Source organism: Serratia sp. J2, from assembly GCF_046269175.1.
Classification (GTDB): domain Bacteria; phylum Pseudomonadota; class Gammaproteobacteria; order Enterobacterales; family Enterobacteriaceae; genus Chania; species Chania fonticola_C.
Genome location: NZ_JBKABN010000037.1, coordinates 1 through 13365, shown reverse-complemented (window position 1 = coordinate 13365; position 13365 = coordinate 1). Strand labels below are relative to the sequence as shown.

Here is a 13365-nt window from a genome sequence, read left to right as displayed (position 1 = left end):
TATGAAAAACCCACTGGTCTCCGCGCTGGAATGCGTGGAGGAAGCCATTGCCTGGGCCTCGCGCTACGCGCTGGGCCAGGACTTTACCCGTTACTGCGATCTGCGCACCACCATTGGCCTGACCGATGACGATCGCAAACGTCGTCCTGGCATGGCTTCACCGTATATTTTCCTCACGGAAGAAGGCCACTATGCCAGCGTGTTCGAAATCGAGGGAACCTACTGCGCGTTCAATGAAGAGAAGGCCATCACGGAAGAAGAAAGGCGGGATAAAGCGCTTTTCAGTAACTACATTTCGCACCTGACCACCCTGCTGACCAGCGAGTTTAAAGAGCCCGGACGTAAACTGAGTTTCGTCTTCGAATGCGATCCGGATAAAGCACGGGCTGAACTGAAGAAACTGCTGGCTCACCAGTACCGCAGCCTGAAGCGTATGGGCCTCGACCTGACCGATATTCTGGATGAGCGTATTGAAAAAATGGCGCCCTTTATCGCCAGAGAGCGTGCGTTTCTTGTGGTGTACACCGCCCGTGAAGCGCTGTCCACGACCGAAATACGCGATGAAGAAAAGCGACGCGAAACCTTAGTGAAGAAAAGCCCGGGGGCGCGCTATGGCCAGAATCCGGTGTTCCAGGCGCTGGAAGGGCTGAAAATCCGCCACGACACCTTCATTACGATGCTGGAAAACCAGTTTGGCAAGGGCGACTTCGGTACCCGTATCCGCCTGATGAACGCTCATGAGTTTGGACTGGCGTTACGTGAGGAAATAGAGCGCGACAGCACGTCAGAATCCTGGCGGCCATATCTGCCCGGGGATATGAAGTGGCCGCATGGGCGTCCTAAGGGTAACGACCATTCCACGCTACTGGCGCCTCATCTTCACTATCAACTCTTCAACAGCGATCCGGTGATTGATGGCAACTTTATCAAACATGATAACCACTGGCACACCACACTGGCACTCTCGCTGGGGCCTCAGCAGCCGGAAACGTTCAGCCAGCTGTTTGACAAAATCAACCGCCACCTGCCCTGGCGTATCCGTATGGATTTGATGCCCGGTGGCGTCAAAGCGCTGGGCGGAAAGAGAACCATCCTGAGCCTGGCCGGCCTGCTGCCGCCGCTGCGCCCGATCTACAATTCGGTTCAATGGCTGGATGAGGCGGATAAAAGCATGCCGGTCTGTGTGATGACAATATGTGCCAGCACCTGGGCCCGGGATAAGGAAACGGCGAAGCGTAACCGCACCCTGCTTCAGAAAGCCCTCCAGTCCTGGGGCATCTGTGAGGTCACAGGGACATTTGGGGATCCGGCCCGGGCCTGGGCCTCCACCCTGGTGGGGGCGAACGCACTCAGCATCCCGTCACTGATGTATCCGCCGCTCTCAGCGGCGCTGGCATTGCTCCCCCTGCAGCGACCGGCAACCCCGTGGGCAGATGACGCCAGCATTGTGTTTGCCACCCCTGATGGTAAGCCCTTCCCGGTGAAACTCGCCAGCAACCTGCAGACCAAATTCACGGAGATCGTTGCCGGTGAGCCGGGTACCGGGAAGTCGGTGGCCCTGGGGGCACTCAGCGAGGCCATCTTATTCTCAGGCCAGAGCAGCCTGCCGTTTCTGTCCTACGTCGATAAAGGTTTCTCTGCTCAGGGTCTGGTTAGGCTCATTCGTGACGCGCTGCCCAAATCCCGTCAGAACGAAGTGGTCGGCATGGTGCTGGAAAACAGCCGCAAGCACTGCAAGAACCCGTTTGACGTCCAGATCGGCATGAAATACCCGCTGACGCCGGAAAAGGAATATCTGCTCAGTATCTGCGAAACACTGTGCGTCAACCCGGAAACCGGCACTCCGCCGAACTCACAGGACTGCCGGCAGATCCTCAGCCGGGTTATCGATACGGCCTATGAGACAAATGCCAGCCTGACACCAGTTCGCTATGCCCAAACGCTGGAGCCTCTGGTCGATGATGCGCTGGAAAAGACCGGTATCCGCCATGAGTACGACGACAACTGGTGGTCAAAAGCCACCTGGTTCGAGGTCAGGGATTTACTTTTTTCCCGCGGAGAAATGACCGCTTCCACCCGCGCCCATTATCAGGCCATGCCGGAGCTGAGTGACCTGCAGGTCTACCTCAATGACGAGGACGTCCGGATGCAGTACGGCACCATCACCCGCGAAGGCAGTGGCGAAACGCTGCTCTCCTATATCAGCCGCTGCCTGTCGGATGCCTTACGCACCTACAAAATGCTTTCCGGTCGTACCGTGTTTGAACTTAACCCGGACACCCGCGTGATAGCCATTGACCTGAACAACGTGGTTGGCGGCAAAACCCGTGCCGGTCAGGTCAAAACCGGGCTGATGTATCTCTATGCCGGCCAGCTGGCCGCCGGGCATTTTGAGCTGCCGCAGTACCGCAATGAGCTGATGCGCGAACTGCCGGAAATGTACCAGCCATTTCATCACGAACGACTGACCCAGCTGGCGCAGGAGGTGAAAACCAAGATTTACGACGAGCTGCACAACGCCAAGGACATCCCGTTTATCATGAATAAGCTGGTCACCCAGGACCTGGAGAACCGCAAGTTCTTCATCCGTACCGTGCTGAGCTCTCAGTATCTGAACCACTTCCCGCACGAGATCCTGAGGTCGGCCAACAGCCTCTATCTGATGCAGGTCAGCCACGAGGATCTGCCATTGCTGACCGAGCATTTTGGCGTGCCGGCGCATACCGCGCAGACGTTTCGTCATATTGGCTCTGGTGCCTCCCCTGACGGCAGCGGTACCCACTTCTTGGCGTGCTTCCGCCTGAAAACCGGCAGAGTGGTGCAAATCCTTAAAAACACCCTAGGCCCCAAGGAGCTATGGGCGCTCAACTCAACCCCGAAAGATGCCGCATTACGCGACCAACTGTATGACCTGCTCGACGGTCGCAAGGCCAGAGCTATCCTGGCTGAAGCCTTCCCGACCGGCAGCGCCGTCAACCTCATTGACCTGCGCCAGAAAGAAGCGCGAGAAACCGACCACGGTAACGTGATTAACCGACTGGCCAGCGAGCTGATTGCTTCACGCGGCCTGCAAATCTGATTAAGGCGAACCCATGAATAAACGACTACTGGCCGTCACTATCGGTGGCCTGCTGCTGTCCCCGTTTTATAGTTCAGCTTATACCGTCAATGTTAATAGCAGCATACCTATCACCACAGAGGTGGTCCCTCAACTAAGTACAGCGAACGCAACCCTCGGCAGCATTCTCTCCACCAATCAGCAGATTGGCGGCGCCATCAGTTCAGGCAACGACAAGATTGCGGCCATGATCCAGCAGTCAACGGAGAACATGCAGCAGTACGCCACCTATGCGCAGCAGGTACAGAACCTGGAGCAGGCCAGGCGCAGCTACACCGTGCCGGACAGCATCTGCAGTGAGTCTGCCTCCGGGCAGGCTTCGCAGGTAGCCCGCCAGTCAGCGGCAAAACAGTCCTCGCTTGCCAGCGGCGGGGGCGTCCGAAACGGTGCCATCAAAAAGGCCCTGTCATCCAAACCCGACGTGCCGGAAAAGGGCCTGTTTGCCACGGCAGAAATCCACCGGAACTACTGCACAAAAGAAGATGCGGACGCCTGGGGCGACCTCTGCAGCGGTGAATCAGCGTTACCGGGAGGGGATAAGGAAGTCCGGTCGTTACTGGCCGGCGCCGGCCCGGAAGACAAGGCCCCGGAGCTGACGTTCAACCAGGAGCAGACGGATGCGGCAATGATGTACCTCAAAAACTCGGTCCGCCACAGCCCCGGCCGCGCCCTGAAAAAGGGGGAAGTGAAAACCGACAGCGGCCGTCAGTACATCGGGATGATGACAGAGCATGATGCCATCCAGAGCGCGGCGGAACAGCCTCAGTTAGCGATGGTGGCCGCCAGCCAGCCTAACGAGGCCACGAAGGATGTTCTGGCTGAAGCGCTCCAGACGCCATCGAGCAAGGCCTGGTTTGATGAGAATGCGTCAGCGGAAGCAAAGCGTACCGGCATGATGTCGTTGCGTGAGTTTGAGTCCTTCGAAGTCAATCGCCGGTATGCCAATACCGATTACCAGGCCGACCTGCAGGCGATGGACGGTGACAACCTCCTGCGTGAATCCATCCGTATTCAGAGCCTACAGACCGCCCTGCTTTTGGGCATCAAACAGCAGCTGCAGGAGAACGCCATTATCTCTGGCCAGCAGTTGAGCCTGGAAGGCGTTCAATACTATGAGCCTCGCCTGGCGCAGAAACTGCAGCAGGCCTCAGCCGGAGCAACCCGACAATGAGCAATGTAAAAGAACTTATCTCCTCTGCCATGACAGATGTTTCAGGTTTCTCTGAACCGCCTGAGAAGAACGGTGGTGAAAATACGCCACCGAAGAAGAAACCTAAACGAATCGCCTGGAAGACGGCCAATCTGGTCCTCCCGCTTTGGGAGGCCGGCCGAATGATCCATGCAGCCCGCTACGCGGCGGAAAAGAACGCGGAACGTTTTCAACGTATCTGGCCAGAGAAGGCCCAGCAAAATAAGAACGTACTCAGCTTCGATGAAGCGGTTGCCGCCAGCGGGCACAGCCGGGAGGTGCTGATACAGAGATACCTTTTATCAAAACGCATATTGCTGGTCATGTTTCTGCTCGCGTCAGGATTAGCCCTTCTGCTCCCCGTAACCACACTGGCAACGATGGGCACCGGTGCCGGCATAGTACTGGTCAGAATGCTGAGCCTGACATTCACGATCTCAGCATTTGCCGGCATGCTGTTTGTCTTCGCGATGAAAAACCAGCTCCGTATCTGGCAGCTCACAACCAGTGAGCTTGGTTCGTTTGCACTGTGGCGAACAAAACGCCCCTGGTTCAAAGACATCTTCAGCTGGCGTTCGCCACTCTGATCTTCTCCCTCGCCATCCTCAGGATGTGCATTCTGTTCGTTACGGAAACCAATATGAAAAGACTGCTACTGTTACTGGCTGCTTTCGCGCTGGTCGGTCTGTCGTTGCCGGCATTTGCAGACAACATCAACTATGACACGATCAGCGGCGCAGCAACGCGCACGACCGACCTTTCCCGTCAGCTGCTTATCATGGTCTATGGCGACGTGGTGAATAATCCCCTGCAGCCTCAGAACGTCAGCTTTATTGGCCAACTGTACGGCGTATTCAATGCCATCATCGCAGGCCTGGCGTTTATCTGGTTTATGGGGATCACACTGCGGGCCACCGTCCTGACCGGCAACCGCGGCAAAGTCTTTGGTCGTGGTAATACAATGATGGCGCCGGTCTCGTCCCTGGCGGGTTTTATGGCCCTGGTACCGACACCTTCTGGCTGGTCTATATCGAATCTGGCGTTCCTGTGGATGTCATCAATTATGGGGGTAGGAAGCGCCAACCTGCTCACTGATAAAGCGGCTGACGCCATTATGGAAGGTCAGTCGATGATAATGCAGCCCGTAGCCGGCGAAACCATCACAGCAGCCCGGGGTATCTTCGACATGTACCTGTGTAAAGCAGCGATGAATACCGAACAGGCAGAAATGCACCAGTCCGGCAGCAGCAGCACGCCGCCAATGTCAGAGCAACGTACTTCTGACGGCCGTGAGATACGTATTTCAAACGGCAGCGCCTTGTGCGGCAGTGCCAAACTGCCGGAAACAACCGACGGTGGCTCCTGGTTCTCTTTTAACGTCCCGATAAATTCCGGCCCGCTCGAAAATGCCCAGATGAATGCTTTTACCGCGATGAACAGTTCGCTCTCACAGAGCGCGGATAACTTTGTCAGCGCCTGGCGTAGCTACCAGGATGGAGGGCAAGGTCGGCTTCCGGATGCAGAAGCGGAGATTCAGCAGGCGGCACGCCAGTATGAAGACACGATTACTGCAGCAACAGCAAGCGTGGACAATGAAGGTACAATCCGCAGCGAGCTCGCAAACTATCTGAAACAAAGCGGCTGGATTTCGTTGGGCGCCTGGTATCAGTCCTTCGCAACGGCTAATCAGAAAGTAAACAGCATTGCTCATAAGAGTCCGGTAGTCACCGGCCCCTCAAATATCGGCGAAGTCGGGGTGGGTAAACTCAGAGAAGAGATTCAAACAGCATTGTTGGCACAACGTAAGAACTCAACATACACGCCACCGCTAGGGTCTGCAAATGCTGCTGGAAATGAGAATATTGATGACGTACAGAATGCTAACGATGCCATAACAAAGGTAATGACCAACGGTCAATGGTTGACGAGTAAAATCATTGAAAATGTAATGAACGACGGTAATGATGCATCCACACAAGTTAACCCTCTGCTTAAGATGAAAGCTATTGGTGATTATACTTTAGTTGGTGCTCAAGCCACATTCACTGCGTTTACAGCAGCTAAAGCATTTGTTGACTGGGCTTCGGCCGATGGTAATGGTTTGACCAAAATTATTAATACCGTAACAGGTGCCGGGTATATTGCCAAAAGCGTGATGGGATCTATTTCCCCGGTGGTGTACTTTATATTGTTTATCCTGCTGAGCGTTGGTTTTTCACTTTCCATTTTCCTGCCTTTTATTCCATTAATTTACTGGATAACGGCCTGTACATCCTGGCTTGGAAGCGTACTCATTGGAACCACGGCAGGTTCGCTATGGGCCGCAACACATATTGGCACTGAAGAAGATAAAGGCAGCCGTGCCAACTACGGCTACATCTTTTTGATTGATGCTGCCATTCGACCGTCGCTTATGGTGTTCGGGTTCTTTTTCGCCAGCCTAGTCGTCGTGGCTATCGGTACATTACTGAACATGTTAATCACCCCAGCGCTGGCAAACGTGCAGGCAGATTCCGTGACCGGCCTCGCGAGCATTATCGGCATTCTGATGATTTATGCCCGAATGTGCACCACGCTGGTCTCTTCTGCATTCAGCCTTCAGGTCTACTTACCAGATTATGTTATTGCCTGGTTAGGTGGCCGTGAAGCCGCACAGATGATGAAAGGAGCCGTTGAGTCCGCCCGCAGCATGTTTGCTGGCTTTGGAAGTAAAGCAGGTCACGCGCCAGGGCTGAAGAAAGTAGATGCAGTAAAACCAGGAGGGGATGCTAACGGCTTTAAATAGTGTTACGCCCGGTACATAAAAAAGACTTAAAAACAGGTCATTTTATGATATAATTTGACCTGTAAAGCAGTCTCATATCAGGAGGGGTTATGCCCAACATCATTCATAGTGATACAACAGCCAGTGTCAGTGAGCTGAAGAAAAACCCAATGGCCACCGTCAATTCTGGTGCAGGCTTTCCTGTGGCAATTTTAAACCACAACCAACCGGCCTTCTACTGCGTACCAGCCGAACTGTATGAACAAATGCTTGACTACATTGATGATCAGGAGCTTTCTAAACTGGTTCAGAAACGTAGTAAGCAGGCCTTACACGATGTGGATCTGGATAGCTACCTATGACATATCGGGTAAAGTTCAGAACGGATGCCTTGAAAGAATGGAATAGCCTTGATAAGGCTATCCAGCAGCAGTTCGCCCGTAAGCTCAAGAAGTGTGCAGAAAACCCTCATATCCCCTCCGCGAAGCTCCGGGGAATGCCCGATTGTTATAAGATAAAACTACGGGCATCTGGCTTTAGACTGGTTTATCAGGTTATTAATGACGAATTAATTATTGCTGTGGTCGCCGTGGGTAAGCGGGAACACAGTGAGGTTTACAAGCTGGCCAGCAAACGGCTCAGATAAATATCAGGAAGATAACTATGACAGTTAAACACATCGATACGTACAGTAAAAACTGGCCTGTAGCCGCAGCAGGTATATTGTCTTTTGGTTATTTAATTTTCATTTTGCCAATTCACATTGGATGGGCCGGATTTAACTTCGCATATCGTGACATTATTTTTAACGGATTGCGTCAAAAGGATATACCTCTCACATTATTTCTATGGGTAACTTTAGCGCTTACTCTGGCGTTAACCACCTATTCTATAGTTAAACAGAGATCAAATATTAAGGCCTTTACCTCTTTCTTCAGGGAATCAGAATTATGTGCCCCTTCACCGCAGAACATTGCGATGAATCGTACTGGATGGGGCTACCTGGGACTTGATACCAAGAAAGGGACGCTGCTTTACATCAATCACCCCAACACAACCATTTTCAACTTCTTCTTTCCACGGGATGTTCGGGTCATGGGATTCGGCATGTACGACTGGAAATCCATTGAAGTGGAAGGTAACAAGCTGACTATTTACACCGGTAACCCTGAACTCCCGTCAGTTTCTATAACCACCGGTAAAGCTGGCCAGATGCTGGAAAAAATCAATGCGATGCGTAACCAGAACTGGATCTATGAATACAACATTCCAGGTTGTGTTGAAGACCAGGCACCGAAGATTGCTGAAAGAAACGGCATCAACCTGGTTCTGCCACCAAAATAATTCGTAAGCTGCTCTCACCCCCCTTCATCAGAGGCACTCTTTTCAGAGTGCCTTTTCTTTTGCATTCGCACGACCAAGGTACCCTATGACGCAACCACCCCGCAATGACGTCCGGTCACATGACTGGTCAATGGCTGTGGTCGGCGGCTTTATCACGCTGATTATCGCAGCCCTGTTTTTTCGGCAGCTCACCGTCGAGACCTGCACCACCCTGCTCTACTGGCTATGGAGTATCGTCGATTTCCCTCGTACTCATGAATATGCTGCCTGGCGTATTAACCTTCTGGCCAGAACGCACAATAACGCCCCGGACGTTACCTGGGGCGAGTTCTTTGCCGTAATGGACGTCACCGCAGGCATTCTCATGATTGCACTGGTCCCGCTCATCATTACGGGGATTATCGCCGTTCGCCGGCACCAGGTAAGCCGGACTCGACGCGATATTTCAATCCAGACGCTGCCCCACATAATGTCTGCTTTCTCACCATCCATTATTCCGGCGCTGACCTACGGTGATAAAAAGCAGCAGCTGCTGAACGTGGATCCTGAAGAACATCGCAGCGCACAGACACCGGATGAGTTCGCCATCGAGCACAAACTGGTCGTTAACCAGCGTCTGCGCCGGGATGTGGCTCAGGAGTTGTTCATCGCCCAGTTGGGCACCCCGTTGCCCAAAGTAGCAGCCGGCGACGACGTATCCCCCCTCTTCAGCGCCTTCAATGACCATGAACGGGCAATGTTCGCCATCTTCGGTTTGCAGCACTTCATGGACAAGCGTAAAGACGCCGAAGGATTGCTGGATGCGCTCAACCGCTCCACGCTGAAAGCAGACCGCCGGTACCGGAACAAAATCGGCTACCCGAATCTGACACTGGCCAACGGCGCATTCGAAAAAGTGATTGCCACAGAGCAGGCCCGGAGCTTCATCAGGCAGTACGGCTATATCCGTACTGCCATCTCGGCGCTACATGACAACGATCTGCACTTGCCTATTCGCCGCTTCCGCTGGCTGAAAGGTCTCGATCGCTCACTCTGGTACACCCTGGCGTCTACCGGTCGCCCCTGGCCATTTGTGGAAGCTGCCGGTGTCGTCAGCCAGGCCCACTGGGAAACACTGGCAGCACGTTACCGGGTTCGCCTTAACCACCCCATCATGAGCCTCGCGCTGGATGGTCTGGAGGCCGATTTGCGGAACATCGGGGCCGTCGTTGACGACACTCCAGGAACGGTTCGCTCACCTGTTGAAGAGGAGGACGACGTTGATGATGACGATGAAGATCCCGACCCGGCAGCAGGCCAACCTCACGCACACCGCCACACCCATTCCTTACGCCCAAAAATGAGATAACCCATGTCAGAGCAAACCATTTTCAATATCAGCACCGAAATCCACGACCAGCACCTGCAGGTCCGTCTTAACGACAGCAGCCTCTTTTGTCTGAATATGCCGACCGCCGAGCGTTATCAGCTCACCCTGGAGCAGGATGCCGGGAAATACGTTATCTGGATGCGCCAGAGCAATAATGGTTTTGCCCGTCTTTTCTCGACGGAAGACCCGGATCTCGCCAGCCTGATTATGAACACCACGGCCGATGTGCTCACACGCATGGCCATGGCCACCAACCCGGTTCGGAAAGCCCCCTCTGTCTTATCGTCGAAGTGGAAATGGTTCGCCCCTGGCGTCCTGTGCCTTGCCCTTGCAGCAGCCTGGCTGGCGCCGCAGCTCAGCGGACCGGTAAATATGCCGGTCCCCGCCCCGCAGACCGCTTCCGTTCCTGAGGTATTACAGGCTCAGCCTGCAGCAACTACAGCTGCAGTAGCCCCGGTAGTATCGGTACAGCAGGCCCCGCTGGCGCAAGTCCCGCAGGTTCAGAACAACAATCATTCCCTCTCTCCGGAAGCAGCCGCTGAGGCTCGGGCATTGCTCGCAGAACGACTCAAAAATGGTGCAGCAAAGCAGGAGTTCACTGTTCGCCTGTCCTCTGGCCACGAACGCTCGCTTTACATCTTCCTTGATCCGGAATGCCCAAACTGCCGCATCTTTGAGCCGACCGTCCATGCTCTGGCAGAAGACTACAACGTGGAGATTTTTCCGGTGACGCTGATTGGCAAAACCCGCACGGCAGACGAGGTGGTGCCCCTGCTCTGCGCCGCACCTGAGAAGCGCGCGCAGATGTGGAAGGCCCTGAACGACACCGGCGCCGGCATGCTCAACCTAACCGAGAAAGAAAAACCGGGTATCGCACCGGCCGCCTGTGATGCCGGCAAGCTGGCCCTGGCGCGCAACGATCTGGCATTTGAGCTGTATCGCATGCCGGGGACACCGACGGTAATCAGCGATGACGGCCGCATGATCCCGCTGCAGGCCATGGCCAGTGATGCGGCGCTGAAATCATTCCTCGATACCCGCCAGTAAGGAGGCCTTAATGGATTTAAAAGGACGTCACGGTCCTGTGGACAGTTGGCGAATAAGCCGGCTGGTTCACGGTCAGTTGGCTGAGCGCATATTCCTGGCACCGGCTACCGTGCAGCTGCTACTGGTGTTTTCTCTGCTTGCTGGCGCCTTATGGCCAGCCACATTGTTGTTATCCCTGCCGCTCAGCACCATCCTGCTGGTCGCATTTAGCGACCAGCGCTTTCGCTTACCGCTGCGGATACCGATGGATGTCGGAGGACTGGACCTCTCGACGGAGCGCGAGCTCAGCTGGAACATTCCGCTGCTCAACCTGAACCTGCCCAAAATTGTCCGGGGAAAATCAGAGGGCACGCTGTGCCTGGGGACAGCACGAAAGCAGGACAGAGGCAGGGAGTTGTGGCTACAAACCTCTGACGCCCTGCGCCATATGCAAATTATGGCCACCACCGGCGGCGGGAAAACGGAAACGCTCTACAGCATGTACCTCAATTCTCTGTGCTGGGCACGCGGCTGCTGTATCTCTGACGGTAAAGCACAGATAGACCTCGCCGTCGCCACCTGGTCGATGGCCAGACGCTTTGGTCAGGAAGACGACTGGCACGTCCTGAATTTCATTACCGGTAGCGATGACAAGTTCAAAAAGTTGTTACTCGGTGATAAGTCCCGACCGCAGTCGAACGGCACCAATCCTTTCGCTTACGGGAGTCCGACCTTCATCACCCAGCTGATGGAATCTTTACAACCGGCAGGCAACGGGAGCGATGAAGGGTGGAAAGACAAAGCGCGCGCCATGATGAACGCGCTGATTTACGCCCTGTGCTACAAACGGGCCAGGGACAACATTCTGCTGACGCAGGACGTCATTCAGTCCTATCTCCCGCTGGTTAAGTTTGTGGGGCTCTACCGTGAAGCGCTGGAACAAGGCTGGCACGTGGAAGGCTACAAGCCGATGGAAAACTATCTGGCCAACCTTGCCGGCTTTGATATGAACCTGATTAGCCGTCCGGGAGAATGGTCCCAGGGCGCGCTGGACCAGCACGGGTACCTCATCCAGCAGTTCACCCGCATGCTCAGCATGTTCAACGATACCTATGGCCATGTCTTTCCCAAAAACGGCGGGGACATCGATATGCAGGATATCCTGCACAACGACCGCACGCTGGTTGTGCTCATACCGGCTCTTGAGCTTTCCGATAACGAAGCGGCCACGCTGGGCAAACTCTATATCTCTGACATCAGGATGAACATCGCCAAAGACCTGGGTAACAAGATTGAGGGTTCGCCGGAGCACACGCTGACCGTGAAGAAGTTCGCCAGCAGGTTTCCTTTCATGCTCCTGTGTGACGAGGTGGGCTACTACTTCGCACCAGGTCTGGAGAAACTGGCCGCCCAGATGCGAAGCCTGCGTTACATGCTGGTTATCCTTGGCCAGGATCTGCAGGCCATGCTGAAGCACGGGAAAGAAGTGCATTCCGTTAATGCCAACCTCGGCACCAAACAGTTCATGAAAACGGAGGATACGGAAGACACCCTGAAGATGATCCGTGCGGTCGGAGGTACTGGTCAGTACGCAGAGCAGCGCACCATGGAGCGGACCAGTATGGGGAGCTATCAGGACGTTGACCGCGTGGAGTTTCGCGACAAGGACAATATCCAGTTGGATGAGCTCAAGTCGCTGAAGGAAGGTGAAGGCATCATCGTGTTTGAGGACCAGCAGGTCCGCAGTAACTCCATCTACATCCCGGATAGCGAGAAGATTTCTAAGCTGAAGGTTAAAATCAACCGTTACGTCCCCATCCGTCGCCCGGATTTCAACGACCTGTGTCGTGAAGTACCCGCCGCTGAACGCCGGCGCCCGGTATCCCAGGAACGGGTCAGCCAGATTCTGGACATCTGCCACACAACCGCCCCGGAGAATTATCACGGGCGCCTTCATGCCCGTATCGAGGACCAGACCCTTCTGGCCATCACACAACTCGCCAGCGATCTGGATAGTCGTATCGATGTGGACTACAGCGACGATGAACGTGGCGTTCTGCTGTTTGAAGCAGCGGTCAGCGCCCTGGAGAAGAATAAGGGCAAATACCGCTGGCTGAAGGACCGCGAAAATATACGCATATCGAAGAAACGTATTGAAGAGGCACACCAGAACAATGCCGGATACAGCACTCCACCTGCACAACCATCACCAACGGAAAATTTCTTCCAGCCGGCAGCACCAGTCCCTACCGAACCGACGCACTATAAGGAGAATCCCCCTGATGACAGCTGGTACCAAAATATCTCTGAGCACATTTCTGCTGGCGATTTTACTGACTCCCCTGACCACTACGGCTACTGAAACCCATATCACCACAGGCTTTTCTCCGGGTGGAAGCGCCGTAGCTAACGTGCTCGGCGCCATCAACAGTGCGAGAGAAACGATCGACGTCGCGGCATACAGCTTTACCAGCAAAGAAGTCGCACTTGCGCTTGATAGCGCCAGTCAGCGGGGCATCAAAGTTCGTGTGGTCGCTGATGCTAAAGATAATGGC

Annotated in this window: 11 protein-coding genes; all 11 read left to right on the top strand. The window is 54.5% G+C overall.

Going from position 1 to position 13365, the window contains the following annotated elements; genetic code table 11:
* Position 1: 1 nt before the first annotated feature.
* On the top strand, positions 2-3079 hold the full coding sequence (locus ACKWMY_RS25370; protein ID WP_409487297.1) for an ATP-binding protein: 3078 nt from the start codon (positions 2-4) through the stop codon (positions 3077-3079).
* A 13-nt stretch (positions 3080-3092) separates the two neighbouring features.
* Positions 3093-4289: a conjugal transfer protein TraW gene (traW, locus tag ACKWMY_RS25365; RefSeq protein ID WP_409487296.1), complete on the top strand. Its 1197-nt coding sequence runs from the start codon at positions 3093-3095 to the stop codon at positions 4287-4289.
* Positions 4286-4894, top strand: coding sequence for a conjugal transfer protein TraX (gene traX, locus ACKWMY_RS25360; RefSeq protein WP_409487295.1), 609 nt, complete (start codon positions 4286-4288; stop codon positions 4892-4894). Before traW ends, traX begins: the two co-directional genes overlap by 4 nt.
* A 53-nt stretch (positions 4895-4947) precedes the next feature.
* Entirely contained in the window at positions 4948-7092 is a 2145-nt protein-coding gene (locus tag ACKWMY_RS25355) for a DotA/TraY family protein (protein ID WP_409487294.1), read from the top strand.
* A gap of 89 nt (positions 7093-7181) precedes the next feature.
* Complete coding sequence (locus tag ACKWMY_RS25350; protein ID WP_337049817.1) at positions 7182-7433, top strand: antitoxin; 252 nt, start codon at positions 7182-7184, stop codon at positions 7431-7433.
* Entirely contained in the window at positions 7430-7717 is a 288-nt protein-coding gene (locus ACKWMY_RS25345) for a type II toxin-antitoxin system RelE family toxin (RefSeq protein ID WP_059202232.1), read from the top strand. The genes ACKWMY_RS25350 and ACKWMY_RS25345 overlap by 4 nt, the downstream gene beginning before the upstream one ends.
* Positions 7718-7734: 17 nt before the next feature.
* On the top strand, positions 7735-8415 hold the full coding sequence (excA, locus tag ACKWMY_RS25340; protein ID WP_409487293.1) for a plasmid IncI1-type surface exclusion protein ExcA: 681 nt from the start codon (positions 7735-7737) through the stop codon (positions 8413-8415).
* A gap of 85 nt (positions 8416-8500) precedes the next feature.
* Positions 8501-9763 (top strand): conjugal transfer protein TrbA, encoded by a 1263-nt coding sequence (locus ACKWMY_RS25335; RefSeq protein WP_409487292.1) that lies wholly within the window; start codon positions 8501-8503, stop codon positions 9761-9763.
* 3 nt (positions 9764-9766) lie between these two features.
* On the top strand, positions 9767-10831 hold the full coding sequence (locus ACKWMY_RS25330) for a hypothetical protein (RefSeq protein WP_409487291.1): 1065 nt from the start codon (positions 9767-9769) through the stop codon (positions 10829-10831).
* Positions 10832-10841: 10 nt separating this feature from the next.
* A complete protein-coding gene (trbC, locus tag ACKWMY_RS25325) occupies positions 10842-13172 on the top strand; it encodes an F-type conjugative transfer protein TrbC (protein ID WP_409487290.1) in 2331 nt (776 codons plus the stop codon).
* Positions 13093-13365 (top strand): phospholipase D-like domain-containing protein (locus ACKWMY_RS25320; RefSeq protein ID WP_409487289.1); only part of this gene is annotated, 273 nt, incomplete at its 3' end. The genes trbC and ACKWMY_RS25320, both read left to right, overlap by 80 nt.